The organism is Pseudomonas sp. UBA7500, assembly GCF_002478435.1.
Lineage (GTDB): Bacteria > Pseudomonadota > Gammaproteobacteria > Pseudomonadales > Pseudomonadaceae > Aquipseudomonas > Aquipseudomonas palmensis.
In genome coordinates, this window is the sequence record NZ_DLNW01000019.1 from 2397 (window position 1) to 25197 (window position 22801).

22 protein-coding genes are annotated in these 22801 nt (G+C 64.9%); 10 read left to right on the plus strand and 12 right to left on the minus strand.

Annotation, left to right across the window (positions count from 1 at the left end; all coding sequences use genetic code 11):
- From B4I46_RS08915 to B4I46_RS08930, 4 genes are all read right to left on the minus strand, one after another.
- Positions 1-397, minus strand: a 397-nt coding sequence (locus B4I46_RS08915) for an ATP-binding cassette domain-containing protein (protein WP_414708926.1), incomplete at its 3' end; no start/stop codon positions are given.
- Between the two features lie 3 nt (positions 398-400).
- Complete coding sequence (tcyL, locus tag B4I46_RS08920) at positions 401-1069, minus strand: cystine ABC transporter permease (protein WP_088514101.1); 669 nt, start codon at positions 1067-1069, stop codon at positions 401-403.
- Positions 1066-1860 (minus strand): cystine ABC transporter substrate-binding protein, encoded by a 795-nt coding sequence (tcyJ, locus tag B4I46_RS08925; RefSeq protein WP_043861601.1) that lies wholly within the window; start codon positions 1858-1860, stop codon positions 1066-1068. Before tcyJ ends, tcyL begins: the two co-directional genes overlap by 4 nt.
- 21 nt (positions 1861-1881) lie before the next feature.
- Positions 1882-2895, minus strand: coding sequence for a D-cysteine desulfhydrase (locus tag B4I46_RS08930; RefSeq protein ID WP_088514102.1), 1014 nt, complete (start codon positions 2893-2895; stop codon positions 1882-1884).
- Between the two features lie 193 nt (positions 2896-3088).
- Here B4I46_RS08930 and epsC point away from each other — a divergent pair, with 193 nt between their 5' ends.
- Complete coding sequence (gene epsC / locus B4I46_RS08935; RefSeq protein WP_043861603.1) at positions 3089-4021, plus strand: serine O-acetyltransferase EpsC; 933 nt, start codon at positions 3089-3091, stop codon at positions 4019-4021.
- Between the two features lie 236 nt (positions 4022-4257).
- The gene (gene betT, locus B4I46_RS08940; RefSeq protein WP_054915907.1) at positions 4258-6255 is read left to right on the plus strand and encodes a choline transporter BetT; all 1998 of its coding nucleotides are present in this window, start codon (positions 4258-4260) and stop codon (positions 6253-6255) included.
- 150 nt (positions 6256-6405) lie between these two features.
- Here betT and tauD read toward each other — a convergent pair whose 3' ends face one another.
- Genes tauD through tauA form a run of 4 tightly spaced genes read right to left on the minus strand, consistent with a single transcriptional unit; the run spans position 6406 to position 9884 of the window.
- On the minus strand, positions 6406-7239 hold the full coding sequence (gene tauD / locus B4I46_RS08945; protein ID WP_054915908.1) for a taurine dioxygenase: 834 nt from the start codon (positions 7237-7239) through the stop codon (positions 6406-6408).
- A gap of 21 nt (positions 7240-7260) precedes the next feature.
- Entirely contained in the window at positions 7261-8100 is an 840-nt protein-coding gene (gene tauC, locus B4I46_RS08950; protein ID WP_088514105.1) for a taurine ABC transporter permease TauC, read from the minus strand.
- The gene (gene tauB, locus B4I46_RS08955) at positions 8097-8891 is read right to left on the minus strand and encodes a taurine ABC transporter ATP-binding subunit (RefSeq protein ID WP_043861607.1); all 795 of its coding nucleotides are present in this window, start codon (positions 8889-8891) and stop codon (positions 8097-8099) included. Before tauB ends, tauC begins: the two co-directional genes overlap by 4 nt.
- A 15-nt stretch (positions 8892-8906) precedes the next feature.
- Positions 8907-9884 (minus strand): taurine ABC transporter substrate-binding protein, encoded by a 978-nt coding sequence (gene tauA, locus B4I46_RS08960; RefSeq protein WP_043861608.1) that lies wholly within the window; start codon positions 9882-9884, stop codon positions 8907-8909.
- Positions 9885-10374: 490 nt separating this feature from the next.
- Here tauA and B4I46_RS08965 point away from each other — a divergent pair, with 490 nt between their 5' ends.
- The 8 genes from B4I46_RS08965 (at position 10375) to B4I46_RS09000 (ending at position 17492) form a co-directional block, all read left to right on the plus strand.
- Entirely contained in the window at positions 10375-11697 is a 1323-nt protein-coding gene (locus tag B4I46_RS08965; protein WP_286899768.1) for an OprD family porin, read from the plus strand.
- Between the two features lie 158 nt (positions 11698-11855).
- A complete protein-coding gene (locus tag B4I46_RS08970) occupies positions 11856-12494 on the plus strand; it encodes a peroxiredoxin (protein ID WP_054915909.1) in 639 nt (212 codons plus the stop codon).
- Between the two features lie 277 nt (positions 12495-12771).
- Positions 12772-13365, plus strand: coding sequence for an NADPH-dependent FMN reductase (gene ssuE, locus B4I46_RS08975; protein ID WP_043861611.1), 594 nt, complete (start codon positions 12772-12774; stop codon positions 13363-13365).
- Positions 13366-13461: 96 nt separating this feature from the next.
- Positions 13462-14427 carry a sulfonate ABC transporter substrate-binding protein gene (locus tag B4I46_RS08980; protein WP_054915910.1) on the plus strand — a complete coding sequence of 322 codons (966 nt, stop codon included), beginning with the start codon at positions 13462-13464 and terminating at the stop codon, positions 14425-14427.
- A 58-nt stretch (positions 14428-14485) separates the two neighbouring features.
- The gene (ssuD, locus tag B4I46_RS08985; RefSeq protein WP_078481609.1) at positions 14486-15634 is read left to right on the plus strand and encodes an FMNH2-dependent alkanesulfonate monooxygenase; all 1149 of its coding nucleotides are present in this window, start codon (positions 14486-14488) and stop codon (positions 15632-15634) included.
- 10 nt (positions 15635-15644) lie between these two features.
- On the plus strand, positions 15645-16439 hold the full coding sequence (gene ssuC / locus B4I46_RS08990; RefSeq protein WP_043861614.1) for an aliphatic sulfonate ABC transporter permease SsuC: 795 nt from the start codon (positions 15645-15647) through the stop codon (positions 16437-16439).
- Entirely contained in the window at positions 16436-17248 is an 813-nt protein-coding gene (ssuB, locus tag B4I46_RS08995) for an aliphatic sulfonates ABC transporter ATP-binding protein (protein ID WP_043861615.1), read from the plus strand. Before ssuC ends, ssuB begins: the two co-directional genes overlap by 4 nt.
- 28 nt (positions 17249-17276) lie before the next feature.
- Complete coding sequence (locus B4I46_RS09000; protein WP_043861616.1) at positions 17277-17492, plus strand: TOBE domain-containing protein; 216 nt, start codon at positions 17277-17279, stop codon at positions 17490-17492.
- Positions 17493-17598: 106 nt separating this feature from the next.
- Here the strand turns inward: B4I46_RS09000 and B4I46_RS09005 are convergent, their stop codons facing one another.
- The 4 genes from B4I46_RS09005 to B4I46_RS09020 all read right to left on the minus strand — a co-directional run bounded on the left by B4I46_RS09005 (position 17599) and on the right by B4I46_RS09020 (position 22665).
- A complete protein-coding gene (locus B4I46_RS09005; protein WP_043861617.1) occupies positions 17599-18225 on the minus strand; it encodes a TetR/AcrR family transcriptional regulator in 627 nt (208 codons plus the stop codon).
- A gap of 1 nt (position 18226) precedes the next feature.
- Positions 18227-19813: a glutamate--cysteine ligase gene (gshA, locus tag B4I46_RS09010; protein ID WP_043861618.1), complete on the minus strand. Its 1587-nt coding sequence runs from the start codon at positions 19811-19813 to the stop codon at positions 18227-18229.
- 153 nt (positions 19814-19966) lie between these two features.
- On the minus strand, positions 19967-20353 hold the full coding sequence (locus B4I46_RS09015; protein WP_052504261.1) for a PaaI family thioesterase: 387 nt from the start codon (positions 20351-20353) through the stop codon (positions 19967-19969).
- The gene (locus B4I46_RS09020) at positions 20350-22665 is read right to left on the minus strand and encodes a Tex family protein (RefSeq protein WP_286899778.1); all 2316 of its coding nucleotides are present in this window, start codon (positions 22663-22665) and stop codon (positions 20350-20352) included. The genes B4I46_RS09015 and B4I46_RS09020 overlap by 4 nt, the downstream gene beginning before the upstream one ends.
- Between the last annotated feature and the right edge of the window lie 136 nt (positions 22666-22801).

Consider the following 22801-nt stretch of genomic DNA (forward strand, 5'->3'; position numbering starts at 1 on the left):
CCAGGCCGACCTTGGCCAGCAGCGCACGGCCCAGGGCCAGGGCCTTTTCGCGGGGGGCCTTCTTGACCACCAGCGGCCCCTCGATGACGTTCTCCAGGGCGGTGCGGTGCGGGAACAGGTTGAAGTTCTGGAACACGAAACCGACCTGCTGGCGCAGGTGGCGAATCAACGTGGCCTGCTTGGCCAGCGGGCGGTCGCCGTCGATCTCGATGTCGGCCACACGAATGCGTCCGCTGCTGGGGGTCTCCAGCAGGTTCAGGCAGCGCAGGAAGGTGGTCTTGCCCGAGCCGCTGGGGCCGATGATGGCGATCACTTCACCGGCCTCGACCGTCAGGCTGATGTCGTCGAGCACGGTCAGGCCGTTGAACTGCTTGCTCAGGCGGGTGACTTCGATCATGCCTCAGGGCTCCAGGTCATGGCGGTTGACCCGCGCTTCCAGACGGTTCTGCAGGTGGGCCAGCGCGCTGGCCAGCACCCAGTAGATCAGGGCGGCGGCCAGGTACATGGTGAAGATCTCGAAGGTGCGTGCGGTAATCAGCTGGGCCTGGCGGAACAGCTCCGGCACCTGGATGGTGGCGGCCAGCGCGGTGTCCTTGACCAGCGAGATGAAACTGTTGCCCAGCGGCGGCAGGGCGGTGCGCGCGGCCTGCGGCAGGATCGCGCGGCGCATCGCCTGGCCGCGGGTCATGCCGATGCTGGCGGCGGCCTCCCACTGGCCGCGGTCGATGGAGCTGATCGCGGCGCGCAGGATTTCACAGGCATAGGCGGCCATGTTCAGCGAAAACCCGATCAGCGCCGCAGGCAGCGGGTCCAGCTCGATGCCCAGCTGCGGCAGGCCGTAATAGATCATGAACAGCTGCACCAGCAGCGGCGTGCCGCGAAAGAACGATACATAGACCCGTGCCGTCCAGCTCAGCAGCTTGATCGCAGACAGGCGCATCAGCGCCAGGCCGAAGCCGATCAACAGGCCGAAGAACATCCCGCCCAGGCTCAGGAACACCGTGAAGTAGGCGCCCTTGAGCAGAAAGGGCGCGCTGTCCAGGGCCAGCTGCAGGCTCTCTTCGATCATTGCGTCACGTCAGCACTGAAATACTTCTCGGAAAGCTTTTTCAGCGTGCCGTCGGCGCGCAGTTTGTCGAGGGCCTTGTTGATCGCGTCGAGCAGTTCCGGCTCGCCCTTGCGCAGGGCCACGCCGGCTTCCTGGCGCGAGAAGGCGTCGCCGGCGGCGATGGTGTCCTTGGCTTTTCTGGCGTATTCCAGTGCCGCCAGGCGGTCGATCAGGATGGCGTCGATGCGGCCCACGCGCAGGTCCTGGAACTTGCTCGGGTCATCGTCGTAGGTCTTGATGATGGCCTTGGGCACGTTGTCCTTGAGCCATTGCTCGTAGTTGGTGCCCAGGCCCACGCCCACCTTCTTGCCGGCCAGGTCCTGGGCGGTCTTGATGGTGTCCTTGTTCTTGGTCAGCACCAGGGCCTGGATGCCGGAAACGGTGTAGGGCTCGGAGAAGTCGTATTTCTTCTTGCGCTCGTCGGAGATGGTCACCTGGTTGACCACGATGTCCAGACGCTTGGATTCAAGGGCGGCGAGGATGCCGTCCCACTTGGTCGGCTGCAGCCTGGCCTTGACCCCCAGCTCCTTGGCCAGGGCCTCGGACAGCTCGACCTCGAAGCCGGTCAGCTTGCCGTCGGTGTCGACGAAGCTGAATGGCGGGTAGGTACCCTCCAGGCCGACACTGATGCTGCCGCTGTCCTTGATCTTCTGCAATTGCTCGCCGGCGACCGCCTGGCCAAGCAGGCCCAGGCCAAGTACCAGGGCAGCCCCTGTGCCCAGCAACTGTTTACCGAATACGGAAATCGTCATGACTGGCCCCGCTGATATCAATTAAGCCGTTATTGGTTGACTGCTCCAGACCTCAGGGTAGGCGAATAATGCAGGAGCCCCACCGGTATGCAGAAAAATCAGCGGGCCGTCGTCGAAACGCTGGCGCGCGATGCCGTCGAGCAGCCCGGCCATGGCCTTGCCGGTGTACACCGGGTCCAGCAGCAGGCCCTCGTGGCTGGCCAGCAGGCGGATGGCGGCCAGGGTGCCGGCATTCGGTTCGCCGTAGCGCGGCGCGAAGTACTCGTCCCACAGTTCGACCTTGAAGGCGTCAGGCAGGTCGATACCCAGCAGCTCGGCGGTGCGTTCGGCCAGGCCCTGCACCTTGGGACGCTGGGCCTCGTCGCTGCGCGACACGGTCACGCCGATCAGCGGCAGTTGCGGCAGCGCTTGGGCCAGCGCCAGGCCCAGGCCGCTGTGGGTGCCCGCACTGCCGGAGGCCAGCACCACCCCGGCGAAGGTCTGCCCGCTGCGGGTGATCTGCTCGGCCAGCTCCAGCCCGGCGCGCACATAGCCCAGGGCGCCACGCGCATTGGAACCGCCAATCGGCACGATGTAGGGCTTGCGTCCGCTGGCATGCAGGCGCACGGCCAGCGCCTGCAACTGGTCATCGGCATCGTCGAGGTTATCCACAAGCTCGACCCTGGCGTCGAACAGCTCCAGCAGCAGGCGGTTGCCGTTGTGCTGGTAGGCGGGGGAATCGGTGCCGATGGGGTTTTCCAGCAGGGCCACGCAGCCCAGGCCCAGTTGCGCGGCCAGTGCTGCGGTCTGGCGCACGTGGTTGGACTGGATGGCGCCGGCGGTGATCAGCGTATCGGCACCGCTGGCCAGCGCGTCGGCGGCCAGGTACTCGAGCTTGCGCAGCTTGTTGCCGCCCAGGGCCAGCGGGGTGAGGTCGTCGCGCTTGATGTAGATGTCGCGCCCGGCCCAGGCCGACAGGCGTTCGAGCCGGTGCAGCGGGGTGGGTGCATCGAGCAAGGGCAGGCGTTTGAAGCGTTCGAGCTGGTGTTCGATCATGGCATCGGGCTGACTGGGGAAACTTCGACTATAGGCAGCCGTGGGCGTCTCTTCCACTGGGCCGGCTTATGCCGGATTTATAGCCAAAGTGCATAAAGGGATATTTTTTCCGCCGTGGCCATTTGCCGTAAAGTGATCCGCAACAAGGCGGCCACCCCCTCCACAAGCCGCCGCCGCGTCAGGAGAGACAACCGTGAGCGACAACGCGCAAACAGGCCATTGGCAGTTGCAAACCCTCGTCAGCCAGCTGCGTTCAGCCCGTGACCAATGGCGCAGCCGCAATGGCCGCAGCAGTGGCGAGCAGGGCGGGCGCGAGCTGCCCTCGCGCGAGGCGATGCGCCAGATTCTCGAGCAGCTGTGCGGCGCGCTGTTCCCCATGCGCCTGGGCCCGGTGGACCTGCGCGAAGAGAGCGAAGACTTCTATGTGGGCAACACCCTGGACGCGGCGCTGACCGCATTGCTGGCCCAGGCGCGCCTTGAGCTGCGCTACGCCGCGCGCCAGGGCAAGGCCGAGTCGCTGGAGATTGACGCCCAGGCACTGCGCCTGATCCAGGATTTCGCCGCCGCCCTGCCGGGCCTGCGCACGTTGCTCGATACCGATGTACTGGCGGCCTATCACGGCGACCCGGCGGCGCGCAGCGTGGACGAGGTGCTGCTGTGCTACCCCGGCGTGCTGGCAGTGATCCACCACCGCCTGGCGCATCACCTGTACCGCGCCGGGCTGCCGCTGCTGGCGCGCATCAGTTCGGAGCTGGCGCATTCGGCCACCGGCATCGACATTCACCCCGGCGCGCAGATCGGCCCGAGCTTCTTCATCGACCATGGCACCGGTGTGGTGATCGGCGAGACGGCGATCATTGGCGAGCGGGTGCGTATCTACCAGGCGGTGACCCTGGGCGCCAAGCGGTTCCCGGCGGACGAGTCGGGGCAGTTGCAGAAGGGCCAGCCGCGCCACCCGATCGTCGAGGACGACGTGGTGATTTACGCCGGCGCGACTATTCTGGGGCGTATCACCATCGGCAAGGGCTCGACCATCGGCGGCAATGTGTGGCTGACCCGCAGTGTGGCGGCAGGCAGCAACCTGACCCAGGCCAATCTGCAGCATGATGATGGGACGCAGAAGTAGATCTTCAGTGTTTTTGAAGGCCTCATCGCGGGCCGAGCCCGCTCCCACAACGATCACCGCTGTTGTTGTGGGAGCGGGCTTGACCCGCGATGGGTCGCACCGTAACCCCCATCCATGTTTAACTTGAACGCTCGTTCAACTTAAACGGTGGTCCGCTGCCGGTGTTCAACAGGAGGAAACCCTTTGCTGAACCCGTACAACTCAACCCTCACACACCCCCGCGAGGTGCACACGCAATGAGTGCACCGTCTTCGAATACCCCCAGCACTATCCGCATGAACCCCCCGGTGTTCTATTTTGCCGCCAGCTTCATCCTGCTGTTCGGCCTGGCCGTGATCAGCAACCCGCAGGTGGCCGGTGAATGGCTGCTGGCGGCGCAGAACTGGGCCGCCAACACCGTGGGCTGGTACTACATGCTGGCGATGACCCTGTACCTGGTCTTCGTGGTGGTCACCGCCTTGTCCGGCTACGGCAAGATCAAGCTCGGTGCCGACCACGACGAACCCGAGTTCAGCTACCTGTCGTGGGCCGGCATGCTGTTCGCCGCCGGCATCAGCATCACGCTGTTCTTCTTCTGCGTCTCCGAACCCCTGACCCACCTGCTGCAGCCGCCCCAGGGCGAAGCCGGCACCGCCGAGGCCGGGCGCCAGGCGATGCAGCTGCTGTTTCTGCACTGGGGCCTGCATGGCTGGGGCGTGTTCGCCTTCGTGGGCATGGCGCTGGCCTACTTCGCCTACCGCCACAACCTGCCGCTGGCGCTGCGTTCGGCGCTGTACCCGCTGATCGGCAAGCGCATCAACGGCCCCATCGGCTACGCGGTGGACGGCTTCGGCATCATCGCCACGGTGTTCGGCCTGGGCGCCGACATGGGCTTTGGCGTGCTGCACCTGAACTCGGGCCTGGACTACCTGTTCGGCATCCCGCACACCCAGTGGGTGCAGGTGATCCTGATCAGCCTGATGATGGGGGCCGCGGTGGTGGTGGCCATCGCCGGGGTCGACAAGGGCGTGCGGGTGATGTCCGACATCAACATGGTGCTGGCCTGCGCACTGCTGCTGTTCGTACTGTTCGCCGGGCCTACCCAGCACCTGTTCAACACCCTGATCCAGAACCTGGGCGACTACCTGGGCGCGCTGCCGCGCAAGAGTTTCGACGTGTACGCCTACAACGAACCGAGCGACTGGCTGGGCGGCTGGACGGTGTTCTACTGGGCCTGGTGGATTGCCTGGGCGCCGTTCGTCGGGTTGTTCATCGCACGGATTTCCCGCGGGCGCACCATCCGCGAGTTCGTGTTCGGCGTGCTGCTGATTCCGCTGGGCTTCACCCTGGCGTGGATGTCCATCTTCGGTAACAGCGCGATCCTGCAGGTGCTCAATGGCGCTACGGCGCTGGGGCAGTCGGCGCTGGAAAACCCCTCGATGAGCCTGTACCTGCTGCTGGAAACCTACCCGTGGAGCAAGGTGGTGATCGCGGTCACGGTGTTCATCAGCTTCGTGTTCTTCGTCACTTCGGCCGACTCGGGCACGGTGGTGCTCTCGACCCTGTCGGCCCGTGACGGCAGCCCGGACGAGGACGGCCCCAACTGGCTGCGGGTGTTCTGGGGTGCGATGACGGCGCTGGTGACCAGCGGGCTGCTGTTTGCCGGCAGCATCGACTCGCTCAAGTCGGCGGTGGTGCTGACCTCGCTGCCGTTCTCGGTGATCCTGCTGGCGATGATGTGGGGCCTGCACAAGGCGTTCTACCTGGAGTCGCAGCGTCAGATCGCGCAGATGCACTCGCTGGCACCGTTCGCCAACTCGCGGCGTGGGCGTGGCGGCTGGCGGCATCGCCTGAGCCAGGCGGTGCACTTCCCCTCGCGGGACGAGGTGTACCGGTTCATGGATGATGTGGTGCGCCCGGCGATTGCCGAGGTGACCGACGTGTTTGCCGAGAAGGGCCTGAATGTCATCACCCAGGAAGACCCGAGCCACGACAACGTGAGCCTGAAGATCGGCCATGGCGAAGAGCAGCCGTTCATCTACCAGGTGCAGATGCGCGGGTACTTCACGCCATCGTTCGCACTGGCAGGGCTGGGCACGCAGGAGTTGAAGAACCGGCGCTACTACCGCGCCGAGGTGCACCTGAGCGAAGGCAGCCAGGATTACGACCTGGTGGGCTACAGCAAGGAGCAGATCATCAACGACATCCTCGACCAGTACGAGCGTCACCTGCAGTTTTTGCACATGGTGCGTTAGGGCTGCCGGCTCCTTCGCCGGCACGGCCGGCTCCTACAGGAGCCGGATTTGCCGGCGAATGCCTCCCTCTTGCCAGCTACGCCCAACGGGGTATTTTCATACCTTGATTCGTACCACGTAGTACGTAATCAATGGCCGCGGCGCACCGCCTCAAAACGGCTTGTCGCCCAGAATAGTCGCCCGATGCATTACCCGCCGCTGCGGTCGGTAATCGTCCACCGCGTAATGCTGCGTTACGCGGTTGTCCCAGAACGCCACGTCGTTTTCCTGCCAACGCCAGCGGATGGTGAACTCCGGGCGCGTGGCGTGGGCGAACAGCAGTTTCAGGATCGCCTCGCTCTCGGCCTCGCCCAGTTCGTTGATGCGGGTAGTGAAGCCTTCGCTCACGAACAGCGATTTGCGCCCGCTCACCGGGTGCGTGCGGATCACCGGGTGCGACAGCGGCGGGTTGTTGCGCCGCGCCGCTTCCCAGCGCGCCAGGTCTTCGGCGGTGTTGCCAAAGCGCTCCAGCGGAAACGACTTGGTGAAGTCGTGGGTGGCGGTCAGCCCGTCGAGCAGCTGGCGCAGCGGCGCTGACAGTGCCTCATAGGCGGCAATGCCGCTGGCCCACAGGGTGTCGCCACCATAGGCCGGCAACTGCTTGGCGCTGAGCACCGCACCCAGCGCTGGGGTGGGCAGAAAGGTCACGTCGGTATGCCAGATGGCGTTGTCGCGTACATCGGTGACGGCCGTGTCGAGCACCAGCACCTGTGGCGTTTCGGGCACGTTGGGGTAGATGGGGTGAATGTGCAGATCGCCGAAACGCGCGGCAAAACTGGCCTGCTGCTGCGGGGTCAGCGGCTGCTCGCGAAAGAACAGCACCTGGTGCTGGAGCAGCGCCTGCTCCACGGCGTCGCGGTGTTCACGGCTGATCTCGCGGGTCAGGTCGATGCCGCTGATCTGGGCGCCGAGCGCGGGGCTCAGCGGGGTAATGGTCAGGCTCATGTCGGTCTCTTTGTGCAAGTCTCAATGGCTCTGGCCATGCCAGGGCACCAGCTTGCGCTGCAGGGCGCGCAAGCTCATTTCCAATGCGAAGGCGATCAGGGCAATCACCAGAATGCCCAGCACCACCACATCGGTCACCAGGAACTGCGCGGCTGACTGCACCATGAAGCCCAGCCCGCTGGTGGCGGCAATCAGTTCGGCGGCTACCAGGGTCGACCAGCCCACACCCAGGCCGATGCGCACGCCGGTAAGAATGTCGGGCAGCGCGCTGGGCAGGATCACGTGGCGAATCAGTTGTGCCCGGGTGGCCCCCAGCGACTGCGCGGCGCGCAGCCTGGCCGGGTCGACGGTACGTACGCCGGTGGCAGTGGCGATGGCGATCGGGGCGAATATCGCCAGGTAGATCAGCAGCACCTTGGACAACTCGCCGATGCCGCACCAGATCACGATCAACGGCAGGTAGGCCAGCGGCGGGATCGGCCGGTAGAACTCGATCAGCGGGTCGAAGATGCCGCGGGCAATACGGTTGTGGCCGATGGCGATGCCGATCGGGATTGCGGTCAGGATCGCCGCGCCCAGGGCCAGGCCGATACGCTGCAGGCTCGCGCCCAGGTGCTGCCACAGGGTCGATTCCATGTAGCCCTGGGTCATCAGTAGCCAGGCCTTGCCCAGCACCGCCTCGGGCGAGGGCAGGAACAGCGGCTCGATCCATTCGGCGGCGGTCACCGCCCACCAGGCCAGCAACAGCGTGGCCAGGGTCAGTACGCTGATCCAGCGTGTGCTCAGGCTGCGCCGCGCCTTCACGGGCACCGCTGCAGCAGCGGCAGGTTTGGCCGTTACCGGCAGGTCGAGGCTGCTCATGCGAGCTCCTTGCGCGGGGTGGCGCTGCGTTGGGAGAACACCCGCGACAGTACGTGCTCGCGGGTTTCGATGAAGCGTGGGTCGGACTTGATCGCGCGTGCCGATTCGCCTGCGGCGTAGCGCTGGCCGAAGTCCAGTTGCAGGCGCTCGACGATCTGCCCCGGGTTGGGCGCCAGCAGCACCAGTTCGGTGGCCAGGAACACCGCCTCCTCGATGTCGTGGGTAATCAGGAACACCGGTTTGGCGGTGCGTTGCCACACCTGCAGCAGCAGTTCCTGCATCTGTTCGCGGGTGAATGCATCCAGGGCGCCGAACGGCTCGTCCATCAGCAGGATGCGCGGGTCGGCAGCCAGTGCACGGGCCAGGCCCACACGCTGCTTCTGCCCGCCCGACAACTGCCAGATACGCCGGCTGCCGAAGTCGGCCAGGTCCACCAGGGCGAGCATTTCGCGGGCCCTGGCTTCACGTTGTGCACGGGGTACGCCGGCCAGTTCCAGGCCGAAGCCGACGTTGGCCAGTACGTCCTGCCAGGGCAGCAGGGCGTCGTCCTGGAACACCACGCCACGGTCGGCGCCGGGGCCCTGCACCGCTTGGCCATCGAGGGTGATGCGCCCGGCGCTGGGGGTGACGAAGCCGGCGATCAGGTTGAGCAGCGAAGTCTTGCCGCTGCCGGAAGGGCCCAGGGCCACCAGCAGCTGCTGCGGGCCCAGGCTCAGTGAGATGTCGGCCAGTACGGGTTCGGCAGCGCCGGGGTACTGTGCGCTGATGCGCTCCAGTTGTAGCAGGGCCATGAAGGGGCTCCGGTGTCAGTTGGTGATGAACTGGGCGCTGACATAGGGCGCGTAGTCCGGCAGTACCGCGTCGACCTTGCCTTGTTCCTTGAGGAAGGTGGCGGTGTCGGTGATGGCCTTGGTGGTCGGTGCGCCCAGGGCCGCGACCTGGTCGGCGGCCAGCGGGAACACGTTGCCCTGCAGCAGGCCCGGAATGTCCGCGGCCTTGGCGCCGGAAAGCTTGACCAGCTTGTCGACGTTGGCCTTGTCGGCCAGCCAGGCTTGCGGGTTTTTGCGGTAGTCGGCGTAGGCGTCGAGGGTGACCTTGGCGAAGGCCTTGACGATCTCGGGGTGCTTGGCGGCGAAGTCCTTGCGCACGATCCAGGCGTCGAAGGTCGGTGCGCCTTTTTCGGCCAGCTCGCCGGAGGTGATCAGCACCTTGCCGTTTTCCTTGGCCACGCCCAGGGCTGGGTCCCATACGTAGGTGGCGTCGATGTCGCCGCGCTTCCAGGCGGCGATGATCGCCGGTGGCGCGAGGTTGAGGATCTGCACCTTGGACGGGTCGATGTTCCACTGTTTGAGTGCGGCCAGCAGGCTGTAGTGGCCGGTGGACACGAACGGTACGGCGATCTTCTTGCCGATCAGGTCCTGCGGCGAGTTGATGCCGCTGCCCTCGCGAGCCACCAGTGCCTCGGCGGCGCCGATCTGGGTGGCGATCAGGAAGGTTTCCACCGGCAGCTTGCGGGTGGCGGCGGCGGCCAGGGGGCTGGAGCCCAGGTAGCCGATCTGTACGTCACCGGAGGCGACGGCGGTGATCACGTCGGCGCCGCTGTCGAACTTGCGCCAGTCGATGCTGGCCTTGCTGGTCTTTTCATAGGTGCCATCGACCTGGGCCACCTTGGCCGGATCGACGGTGGTCTGGTAGGCCACGGTCAGGTCGGCGGCCTGGACGAAGAAGGCGGCACCGGCCAGGGCCAGGGCGGTGAACAGGCGCAGCGGGGCAGGCAGGGTCATGGAAAACTCCTCGTCAGGCGGGTAGGCGGTGTGGATGACGAGAAGACTAGTTGATCTAAGAATGGCGAAATAAATAACTTTTTGGCATTAGCTTAGGAGTCATTGGCTGGATGACCCGAGTCAAGGTGGTCGCTGCCAGGGTGGTGAACAATCGCGGGCTGCCGGGGCAATGAGGAAGATGATCGGTATAAAAAATATCTTTTTAAGAAGATATGGGAATTAGCTTATGGGCTATCCTGCAAAACGCTGAAATAATCGGACTATATTCCGTAATAATCTGAAAAATTCACAAAATTGTCTTTTTTGATTTATAGGATTGTCATTATCCTTCGCACCCAAGGCCGGCGCCTTAGACCAAAGTAGTGAAACGACTGGTTACGATTGACTTATCAGTCACGCTTTGGTGCTAATCGCCAATCGTCTTTGGAGCGGAACGACAGAGTCTGCCCATCAAGCGACACACAAAAATTAGAATCGAAAGGAGTGATGCATGAACAAGTCCAGCCTGGCACTTGCCGTGGCCGTAGGGGTACTGGCCCAGCAAGCGGGTGCAGCCGGTTTTGTGGAAGACAGCAAGGCGAGCATCACTGCGCGCAACTTCTACATCAACCAAGACAACCGTAATGGCGATGGCAAACCTTCCAAACAGGAAGAATGGGGCCAAGGTTTCATCTTCAACTTCAGCTCGGGCTTCACCGAAGGCACAGTCGGCTTTGGTGTCGACGCCATCGGCCTGGCCGGTTTCCGCCTGGACTCGGGTAAAGGCACCCACTACAACCCAACCAGCTCTGCCAAGGGCGGCCTGGTGTTCCCAACCGACGGCGACGGCCGTGCGGTCAACGAATTCAGCAGCGTGGGCCTGACCGGTAAGGTCAAGATCTCGAAAACCGTCGCTCAGCTGGGCACCCTGCAGCCAAAACTGCCGGTCGTGACCTACAACGACGGTCGTCTGCTGCCGCAGACCTTCGAAGGTGGCCAGATCACCTCGAACGAAATCGACAACCTGACCCTGATCGGCGGCAAGCTGGAACATGCCAAGGGCCGTAACTCGACCAACAACGAGTCGTTGAGCATCGCCGGCTCCAACGCCGCCAGCGGAGGCAAGCGCAGCAACGGCTTCTACTACGCCGGTGCCGACTACAAGGTCACCAAGGACCTGCTGGCGCAGTACTACTACGGCAACCTGGACGACTTCTACAAGCAGCACTTCCTGGGCCTGACCCACACCCTGGCACTGCCCGTGGGTAGCCTGAAGTCCGACCTGCGCTACTTCTACAGTGATTCGGACGGCAAGAACGGCAGCACCGAAGGCCGCCTGGCCGGCTACCGTGCCTCCGGCTACCAGAACAACGGTGAAGTCGACAACCGTACCTGGAGCGCCAAGTTCACCTACAGCCTGCAAGGCCATGCCTTGAGTGCCGGCTACCAGCGCGTCAACGGTACTAGCGACTTCCCGTTCCTGAACCAGGGCGACGGTGCGACCAGCTACCTGATCACCGACGTGCAGATCGGCAAGTTCCAGCGTGCCGGCGAGCGCACCTGGCTGGCGCAGTACGCCTATGACTTCGCTGCCATCGGCGTGCCTGGCCTGACCACCTCCGTGATCTACCTCAAGGGCGATAACATCAACTCTGCAGGTAGTGATCGTTCCGAGTGGGAGCGTGACTTCACCCTGGGCTACGTCGTACCGGAAGGCACTCTCAAGGGCCTGGGTTTGGCCTGGCGAAATGCCTCTCTGCGCACCGGCGTGACGAACCAGCGCGACCAGGACGAAAACCGTCTGATCCTCAGCTACACCTACAGCTTCCTGTAAGGCCTGGCTGAACGAAAAGCCCCGCCGTGTGCGGGGTTTTTTTTGCCCGTGAATTGATAGGCTTTTCAGTTATAAATAAATCGATATTTATTCTTTTTAACCTTATGCACAGGCAGGCTACAGTGAGGTCATAAACAACCCAGCCAAGGAGCCGCACCATGAGCCTCAGACTCGGCGATATCGCCCCCGATTTCGAACAGGATTCCAGCGCGGGCAAGATCCGCTTCCACGAGTGGCTGGGCGACAGCTGGGGCGTGCTGTTCTCGCACCCCGCCGACTTCACCCCGGTGTGCACCACGGAACTGGGCTTTACCGCCAAGCTCAAGGACCAGTTCGCCGAGCGCGGGGTCAAGGCCATCGCGCTGTCGGTCGACCCGGTGGACTCGCACCACCGCTGGATCGAAGACATCAATGAAACCCAGAACACCCTCGTCAACTTCCCGATCCTGGCCGACGCCGACCGCAAGGTGTCGGACCTGTACGACCTGATCCACCCCAACGCCAGCGACACCCTGACGGTACGCTCCCTGTTCGTGATCGACCCGAACAAGAAGATCCGCCTGACCATCACCTACCCGGCCAGCACCGGCCGCAACTTCAACGAGATTTTGCGGGTGATCGATTCGTTGCAGCTCACCGACAACCACAAGGTCGCCACCCCGGCCAACTGGCAGGACGGTGACGAGGTGGTGATCGTGCCGTCGCTCAAGGACGAAGAGGAAATCAAGCGGCGCTTTCCGAAGGGCTACCGGGCGGTCAAGCCGTACCTGCGCCTGACCCCGCAGCCTAACCGTTGAATGTTTTGATGTAGCCACAGCAGGGCATTTCGGGGCCGTTTCGACGGCCCTTTTTTTATGTCCGCGCGGGCCTCTTTCGCCGGCAGGGCCGGCTCCTGCAAGGTTGCACTGCCCCCTGTAGGAGCCGGCCTTGCCGGCGAAGCTCTTATAGTTCCAGATAGAATAAACAAATGAAAAAATATGATTTATTGGTATATATGCCGAGCTGTTATGGTCACTCCACTCCAGCGAGATCCAATCTCGCGGCCCTCTAGAACACGATCAAGGAAGTGCTCCAATGCTGGTTGTTTCTCTCGGCGGTAGTCCCAGTCTGCGTTCGCGCTCCGGCGTCCTGCTCGACCGCGCGCGGCAATGGCTGAACAGCCAGGGCGTGGAAGTGGTGAGCTTCCAGGTGCGTGATTTCCCCGCCGAAGACCTGCTGCACGCACGTTTCGACAGCCCCACGGTGCAGCACTTCCTGCAACTGGTAGCCCAGGCCGACGGCCTGGTGGTTGCCACCCCGGTATACAAGGCGTCCTTCGCCGGTGCGCTGAAGACCCTGCTCGACCTGCTGCCCGAGCGTGCGCTGGAACACAAGGTGGTTCTGCCCATCGCCACCGGTGGCAGCATCGCCCACATGCTGGCGGTGGACTACGCGCTCAAGCCGGTGCTCTCGGCGCTCAAGGCCCAGGAGACCCTGCAGGGGATCTTCGCCGACGACAGCCAGATCGCCTACGGCGAAGGCAGCGCCGCCGCCCAATTGGCGCCGGTGCTTGAGCAGCGTCTCAACGAATCGCTGGAACTGTTTCACAGCGCCCTGGCGCGCCGCCCCAAGCCGGTGGCCCCGGGCCTGCTCAACGAACGTCTGCTCAGTGCTCGCTGGAGCATCTGAAGCGCTACACCGGCTTTACCGTCTTACCCCACCTTACTCGCCCGCCAACGGGCAAGCAGGTGCAGCCTGAACCCCCACAGCAAAAAGGAGAGCGCTATGCGCACTGTCGTTTTGCGTCGCGGTCTGGTCGCTCTGTTTGCTGCGGCTGTGTCCTTCGGCGCCATCACTCAAGCCCAGGCCGAGAGCCTGCGCATCGGTTACCAGAAGTACGGCACCCTGGTGCTGCTCAAGGCCAAGGGCTCCCTTGAAAAGCGCCTGGCTGCCCAGGGCGTGCAGGTGCAGTGGACTGAATTCCCCGGCGGCCCGCAGCTGCTCGAGGGCCTCAACGTGGGCTCGATCGACTTTGGCGTGACCGGCGAAACCCCGCCCGTGTTTGCCCAGGCCGCCGGTGCCGACCTGCTCTACGTGGCCTACGAGCCGCCGGCCCCCACCAGCGAGGCGATCCTGGTGCCCAAGGGTTCGCCGATCCAGTCGGTGAAGGAACTCAAGGGCAAGAAGGTCGCCCTGAACAAGGGCTCCAACGTGCATTACCTGCTGGTGCGCGCCCTGGAAGACGCCGGCCTCAAGTACACCGACATCACGCCGGTATTCCTGCCGCCAGCCGATGCCCGCGCCGCGTTCGAGCGTGGCAGCGTCGACGCCTGGGTCATCTGGGACCCGTACCAGGCCGCCGCCGAGCAGCAGTTGCAGGCACGCACCCTGCGCGATGGCAGTGGCATCGTCGACAACCACCAGTTCTATCTGGCCACCCGGCCCTATGCGCAGCAGCACCCTGAAGTGATTGCCGCGCTGGTGGACGAGGTGCGCGCGGTGGGCGAGTGGTCCAAGGCCAACCCGCAGGAGGTCACCGACCAGGTGGCGCCGCTGCTGGGCCTGCCGGCCGACATCACCCTGACCTCGGTCAAGCGCCAGGGCTACGGTGCGCATTTCCTGACCCCGGACGTGGTCACCGCCCAGCAGAAGATCGCCGACACCTTCCATACCCTGAAGCTGATTCCCAAGCCGCTGAGCATCAAGGATGTGATCTGGACGCCACCGGCCAAGGTCGCCACCGCGCCTTGACGTTCGACCGCACCGGGGCGCCGCCCCGGCTTGCGCCACCCCTTAGGAGACAACTCCAATGAGCCTCAATGTTTTCTGGTTTCTGCCAACCCACGGCGACGGTCATTACCTTGGCACCGCCGAAGGTGCTCGCGCTGTCGATCATGGTTACCTGCAACAGATCGCCCAGGCCGCCGACCGTCTGGGCTTCGGTGGCGTGCTGATCCCTACCGGCCGCTCGTGCGAAGACTCCTGGCTGGTGGCCGCGTCGCTGATTCCGGTGACCCAGCGCCTGAAGTTCCTGGTGGCCCTGCGCCCGGGAATCATCTCGCCGACCGTGGCGGCACGCCAGGCCGCGACCCTCGACCGCCTGTCCAATGGCCGTGCGCTGTTCAACCTGGTGACCGGTGGCGACCCGGAAGAGCTGTCCGGCGACGGCCTGTTCCTCAGCCACGAAGAGCGCTACCAGGCCTCGGTGGAATTCACCCGCATCTGGCGCCGCGTGCTGGAAGGCGAAACCGTCGACTACGATGGTCAGCACATCAAGGTAAAAGGCGCCAAGCTGCTCTACCCGCCGGTGCAGCAGCCACGCCCGCCGCTGTACTTCGGTGGCTCGTCGGAAGCGGCGCAAGACCTCGCCGCCGAACAGGTCGAGCTGTACCTGACCTGGGGCGAGCCACCGGCCGCCGTGGCCGAGAAAATCGAACAGGTGCGCGCCAAGGCCGCCCAGCAGGGCCGTAGCGTTCGTTTCGGTATCCGCCTGCACGTGATCGTGCGCGAGACCAACGCCGAGGCCTGGCAAGCGGCCGAGCGCCTGATCTCGCACCTGGACGACGACACCATTGCCCGTGCCCAGGCCTCGCTGGCGCGCTTCGACTCGGTGGGCCAGCAACGCATGGCTGCGCTGCATGGCGGCAACCGCGACAACCTGGAGGTCAGCCCCAACCTGTGGGCCGGGGTCGGCCTGGTGCGTGGCGGTGCCGGCACCGCGCTGGTCGGCGATGGCCCGACCGTGGCTGCACGGGTCAAGGAATACGCCGACCTGGGTATCGACACCTTCATCTTCTCCGGCTACCCGCACCTGGAAGAGTCCTACCGCGTTGCCGAACTGCTGTTCCCGCACCTGGACATCCAGCGCCCCGAGGCCCCGGCCGGTGCCAACTACGTAAGCCCGTTCGGTGAGATGGTCGCCAACGACATCCTGCCCAAAGCCGCGGCCAAGGCGTGAGGATCGAAGCATGAAACGATCCTCCATTCCCTTGTCGCATCGCCTGGCGCCGTGGGCCCTGCCCGTGCTGCTGCTGGCGGTGTGGCAGCTGGCGGTCAGTGCCGGTTGGCTGTCGACGCGCATCCTGCCGGCGCCGAGCGCGGTGCTCAGTGCCGGCGTAGAGTTGGTGCGCAGCGGCGAAATCTGGACCCACCTGGCCATCAGCGGCTGGCGCGCCGCGGTCGGCTTCGTGATCGGCGGCAGCATCGGCCTGGCGCTGGGCTTCATCACCGGCCTGTCGAAGTGGGGCGAACGCCTGCTCGACAGCTCGGTGCAGATGATCCGCAACGTGCCGCACCTGGCGCTGATCCCGCTGGTGATCCTGTGGTTCGGCATCGACGAGTCGGCGAAGATCTTCCTGGTGGCCCTGGGCACCCTGTTCCCGATCTACCTGAACACCTACCACGGCATCCGCAACGTCGACCCGGCGCTGGTGGAAATGGCCCGCAGCTATGGCCTGAGCGGTTTTGCGCTGTTTCGCCAGGTGATCCTGCCCGGTGCGCTGCCCTCGATCCTGGTGGGCGTGCGCTTCGCGCTGGGCTTCATGTGGCTGACCCTGATCGTGGCCGAAACCATCTCGGCCAACGCCGGCATCGGCTACCTGGCGATGAACGCCCGCGAATTTCTGCAAACCGACGTGGTGGTGCTGGCGATCGTGCTGTACGCCGTGCTCGGCAAGCTCGCCGACCTGGCCGCCCGTGGCCTGGAGCGTGTATGGCTGCGCTGGCACCCGGCCTATCAAGTCAGCAAGGGAGACGGCGCATGACCGTGCTCAAGGAACAACCGCCACGGCTGCTGCGCGGAATACCGCTGGCCGTGCACAAGCTGCAAAAGACCTTTGGCCAACGCCAGGTGCTGCGCGATATCGACTTGCACATCCCGGCGGGCCAGTTCGTTGCCATCGTCGGCCGTAGCGGCTGCGGCAAGAGCACCCTGCTGCGTCTGCTGGCCGGGCTCGACCAGCCCAGTGCCGGCGAGCTGCTGGCCGGTTCTGCGGCGCTCAGCGATGCCCGCGAGGACACCCGGCTGATGTTCCAGGAGGCGCGCCTGCTGCCCTGGAAGAAAGTCATCGACAACGTCGGCCTGGGGCTGACCGGCAACTGGCGCGAGCGTGCGTTGCAGGCGCTGGAGGCAGTGGGCCTGGCAGACCGGGCCAACGAGTGGCCGGCGGCGTTGTCCGGTGGGCAGAAGCAGCGCGTGGCCCTGGCCCGTGCGCTGATTCACCAGCCGCGCCTGCTGCTGCTGGACGAGCCGCTGGGCGCACTGGATGCGCTGACCCGGATCGAGATGCAGCAACTGATCGAGAACCTGTGGCGCAAGCACGGCTTCACCGTGTTGCTGGTGACCCATGACGTCAGCGAAGCGGTGGCGGTGGCCGATCGGGTGATCCTGATCGAGGACGGCGAGATCGGCCTGGACCTGCTGGTCGACCTGCCGCGTCCGCGGGCACGCGGCTCGCATCGCCTGGCGGCGCTGGAAACCGAAGTGCTGAACCGTGTCCTGTCGGTGCCGGGCACCCCGCCCGAGCCTGAACCTGTAGCACCTTTGCCCACGCAGCTGCGTTGGGCCCATTGATCTTTCGTCTTTAAAAGGAAACCTGCACATGACCATCAAAGCGATCAACGTACGTAACCAGTTCAAAGGCACTGTGAAAGAAATCCTGGAAGGCCCAGTACTGTCGGAAATCGACGTGCAGACGGCATCGGGCATCGTCACCTCGGTGATCACCACCCGTTCGGTCAAGGAGCTGGAACTGGTGGTGGGCAGTGAGGTGATTGCGTTCGTGAAGTCGACTGAAGTGTCGATCGCCAAGCTCTGAGACCGCGCCGTCTGCATCGCGGGTCAAGCCCGCTCCCACAGGTTTCCCGCCGTTCTCAAGGACGGCGATTACCTTGTGGGAGCGGGCTTGACCCGCGATGAGGCCGTCAGCGTTTGGGCAGAAAGGGCGGCAGATACAACCCCAGGTACGCATCGAACACCCGCATTCCTTCCTCCGCCATGCGCGGGGTGATCTGCCCGTGCAGCTGCACCGAGCGGGCATACACCCGGTCTCCCAGCTCCATCGCCAGGGCAAACACATCCACATCGTCCGGCAACGCCGGCAGCCGGAAGTGCTCGGCAAACAGCTTGTGCATCAGGTCGCCCAGCTCGATATCGTGCTGGCGGTCGGCCTGGGTCACTTCGCTCAGCCCATGCTGCGCCAGAATCAGCTGGCGCGCCGCCGCATCCTGGTTGTAGATGCTCAGCATGCGCTGCTCCACCAGGCGCGACAGGTCGCCCCAGTGCTGCAGGCTGCCAGGCTCGATCGGCGCCTGCAGGCAGGCGCGAAAGGCGCTGTGCACATCCGCCGTCAAGGCTTCGAGCAGCGCCGGCACACTGGCGAAGAAGTGGTACACCGACGAGGGCGGGATCTGTGCGCGTTCGGCCACTGCATAGATCGACAGGCTGGCCACGCCTTCGCTGGCCAGCAGGTCGCGTGCGGCGGCCAGGATCGAGTCGATCCGGGCCTGGCTGGCAGCGCGCGGTTTGCGGGGCGTGGCTGCACGGCTCATGTCAGTTGCTGATCGCCAGGATGCTGGCCTGGTAGGCGCCCACGAACAGGTCGAAATCGACCACGTCCTCTTCGCGCTCCAGGGTGGCCTGGGCCTCCAGCGATTCACGCGCCAGGGCCTCGAAACGCTGCTGCGCCTCGCTGCTCAGCGGCGTGCCGCGCAAGTAGTCGGCATGCGCCTGGCTCTGGCGCAGGGAGAAGCGGCTGAAGCTCTCCTTGTGCTCGGTCATGCTCGCCAGCACCTGGGCCGACGGCGTCAGCGACGGGTCGCTGACCTTGGCCGCCTGCGCGGCCAGGGCCTTGGCGTGCTCGTCGCTGGCGTGGCTGCGGTCGAGCAGTTCGGCCAGCGGGGCGATACGTTGCAGCAGCTCGTCGGCCCACTGCTTGAGCGCGACCGGCTGGCCGTCACGTTGCAGTTCCAGGCCAGGCTTGCGGCCCTGCTTGACCACGCTGAGGAAGTTGCTGGTGCACTGGCCGCACTCGCCATTGTCCAGCAGCGGGCTCTGCTCCAGTGCGCAGAACAGCAGGAAGGCGTCGAGGAAGCGCGCTTCGGTGAGGTCGATGCCGGTGGGCAGGAACGGATTGATGTCCAGGCAGCGCACTTCGATGTACTGGATGCCGCGGGCCATCAGCGCCTGGATCGGCCGCTCGCCGCTGTAGGTCACGCGCTTGGGGCGGATGTTGGAGTAGTACTCGTTTTCGATCTGCAGGATGTTGGTGTTCAGCTGCACCCACTCGCCATCCTTGTGCGTGCCGATCTCGACATACGGCGCATAGGGCGTGGCGACGGCCTTGCGCAGGCTGTCGGTGTAGCTTGCCAGGTTGTTGTAGCACGGCGTCAGGCCGGCCTGGGCGTTGCTCTGGTAACCCAGGTCGCTCATGCGCAGGCTGGTGGCGTAGGGCAGGTACAGGGTGTCGGCATCGAATTGTTCGAGCTGGTGCGCGCGGCCGCGCAGGAAGCCTGCGTCCAGCGCCGGGGAGGCGCCGAACAGGTACATCAGCAGCCAGCTGTAGCGACGGAAGTTGCGGATCAGTGCGATGTACGCCGACGACTGGTAGTCGCGGTCGTCGCCCGCCTGGCCTTCGGCCTGGCGCAGCAGCGGCCAGATCTGTTCTGGCAGCGAAAAATTGTAGTGGATGCCGGCAATGCATTGCATGGTGCGCCCGTAGCGCAGGGCCAGGCCCTTGCGGTACACGTACTTGAGCTGACCGATGTTCGAGGTGCCGTACCAGGCGATCGGGATGTCTTCCTCGGCTGGCAGCGGGCAGGGCATCGACGGGCTCCACAGGTACTCGTTACCGAGCTTGCTGTAGGCGAAGCGATGGATGTTCTCGAGGCTTTCGAGGGTCTGGGCAGGGTCGGCCAGGGCAGGGGTGATGAACTCCAGCAGCGACTCGGAATAGTCGGTGGTGATCTGCTCGTGGGTCAGGGCCGCGCCCAGGGCTTCGGGGTGCGGGGTCTGGGCCAGACGACCGTCCTCGGTCACGCGCAGGCATTCACGCTCGATGCCGTGCAGGCACTGCTTGAGCAGGGAGAGGTTGTCGCCCTGGCCGAGCAGGCTCAGGCGGCGGTTGAGAAGTTCGCTCAAGATGGATTCCTTCACGCGTCAGTCGCCCCAATATGGGGGTGGAAACGACGGTCTACAAGGGTGGACAGAGGAACTGGCGTGGTCGCCTGGTTTTCGCAGGGTTCCGGCAGTGCCCGCGCACTGCCGAAAGTACCGCACATTGGGCGTTTGCGGCTAGAGCACGGTGAAGGTGCCCTGGGCCCTGGCCATCAGTTTTTCGCCTTGCAGCACGTCGGCATCGACCACCAGGATGCGCCGCCCGGCCTGCAGCACGCGGGCCACGCACAGCACCTCGCCCTCGCTGACCGGACGCAGGTAGTTGATCTTGCATTCCACGGTGACGCTCTGCTTGTCGAAGCCATGGGCGCTGGAGCAGGCCAGGCCCATGGCGATGTCGACCAGGCTGAAGATCGCCCCGCCATGCAGCTTGCCGCCGCGGTTGCGCAGGTGCGGCTCAAGGGCCAGGGCCACCTCGGCAACGCCCTGGTCGAGGCGTTGCAGGCGACAGCCGAGCAGTTGGCTGAATGCGCTGCGCACCTGCTCTTCGGGCAGGTCGGTCACTTCTTCTTCAACTGCTTGGCGTTGGCGAACAGCGAAGCCATGGCGTTGTTGGCCGGGGCCGGGGTCTCCTTGGCGCGTGTCGGCTGCTGCTGGCGCGGTGCCGAGCCCGGGCGGCTGCCGCGGGCGCCGTCGATTTTCTCGCCCGGGGTGTCGCCCATGCGCATCGACAGGCCCACGCGCTTGCGCGGAATGTCCACTTCCATGACCTTGACCTTGACCACGTCGCCGGCCTTGACCGCTTCACGCGGGTCCTTGATGAACTTCTCCGACAGCGCCGAGATGTGTACCAGGCCGTCCTGGTGCACGCCGATGTCGACGAAGGCGCCGAAGTTGGTCACGTTGGTGACCACGCCTTCGAGGATCATGCCCAGTTGCAGGTCCTTGAGGTCTTCGACGCCTTCCTGGAACTCGGCGGTCTTGAACTCGGGGCGCGGGTCGCGGCCGGGCTTGTCCAGCTCTTGCAGGATGTCGGTGACGGTCGGCAGGCCGAAGGTTTCGTCGGTGAATTTTTTCGGGTCCAGGCGCTTGAGAAAGCCGCTGTCGCCGATCAGCGAGCGGATGTCGCGGTCGGTGTCTGCGGCGATGCGCTGTACCAGCGGGTAGGCTTCAGGGTGCACCGCCGAGGCGTCCAGCGGGTTGTCGCCGTTCATCACGCGCAAGAAGCCTGCGGCCTGCTCGAAGGTCTTCTCGCCCAGGCGGCTGACCTTTTTCAGCGCGGCGCGGGTCTTGAAGGCACCGTTGGCATCGCGGTGTGCCACGATGTTCTGCGCCAGGGTGCTGTTGAGGCCCGAGATGCGTGCCAGCAGCGCCACCGAGGCGGTGTTGACGTCCACGCCCACGGCGTTCACGCAGTCCTCGACCACCGCATCCAGGCCACGGGCCAGCTTGAGTTGCGACACGTCGTGCTGGTACTGGCCCACACCGATGGATTTGGGGTCGATCTTGACCAGTTCGGCCAGCGGGTCCTGCAGGCGACGGGCAATCGACACCGCGCCGCGGATCGACACGTCCAGGTCGGGGAATTCCTTGGCCGCCAGCTCGGAGGCCGAGTACACCGAGGCGCCGGCTTCGGAGACCATGATCTTGGTCATCTTCAAGGCTGGGTATTTCTTGATCAGCTCGGCGGCCAGCTTGTCGGTTTCACGGCTGGCGGTGCCGTTGCCGATGGCGATCAGCTCGACCTTGTGCCTGGCGCACAGGGCGGCGAGCACGGCGATGGTCTGGTCCCACTGGTTCTTGGGTACGTGCGGGTACACCGTGGCGGTGTCGAGCAGTTTGCCGGTAGCATCCACCACCGCCACCTTGCAGCCGGTGCGCAGGCCCGGGTCCAGGCCCAGGGTGGTGCGCGGGCCGGCCGGGGCGGCCAGCAGCAGGTCATGCAGGTTGTGGGCGAACACGTTGATCGCCTCGCTCTCGGCGTTGTCGCGCAGCTCGCCGAACAGGTCGGTTTCCAGGTGCGTGTAGAGCTTGACCTTCCAGGTCCAGCGCACCACTTCGCCCAGCCACTTGTCGGCTGGGCGGTTCTGGTTTTTCACGCCGAAGTGCTCGCCGATCATCATTTCGCAGGGGTGCAGGGTGCCGGGCAGCTCTTCGCTGACCTTGAGGCTGGCCGACAGCACGCCTTCGTTGCGCCCGCGGAAGATCGCCAGGGCGCGGTGCGAGGGCGCGCTCTTGAGCGGCTCGTCGTGTTCGAAGTAGTCGCGAAACTTTGCCCCTTCCTCTTCCTTGCCGGCCACCAGGCGAGCGCTGAGCACCGATTCCTGCTTGAGGAAGTTGCGCAGCTTGGCCAGCAGGCTGGCGTCTTCGGCGAAGCGCTCCATGAGGATGTACTTGGCGCCTTCGAGGGCCGCCTTGACGTCGGCCACGCCTTTTTCGGCGTCGACGAAGCGCGCCGCTTCGGTTTCCGGGTTCAGCTGCGGGTCGTTGAACAGGCCGTCGGCCAGCTCGCCCAGGCCGGCTTCCAGGGCGATCTGGCCCTTGGTGCGGCGCTTCTGCTTGTACGGCAGGTAAAGGTCTTCGAGGCGGGTCTTGGTGTCGGCCAGCTTGATCTCGCGGGCCAGCTCCGGGGTCAGCTTGCCCTGCTCCTCGATGCTGGCCAGGATGCTGGCGCGGCGGTCGTCGAGTTCGCGCAGGTAGCGCAGGCGCTCTTCCAGGTTGCGCAGTTGGGTGTCGTCCAGGCTGCCGGTCACTTCTTTACGGTAACGGGCGATAAAGGGCACCGTGGAGCCTTCATCAAGTAGAGCCACGGCCGCTTCGACCTGTTGCGGGCGGACACCGAGTTCCTCGGCGATGCGGCTGTTGATGCTGTCCATAAAACCACCTGACAATTCGTGAATGCAAAGGCCGCAGGCCGGCGCCACGGGGCGCGCTCGAGCAGGGCGACGCTGGATCAAAGCGGCGCATTATACCCAGCGATCCGGGCTTGCGGGGATCGCGGCGCGCCAGCCT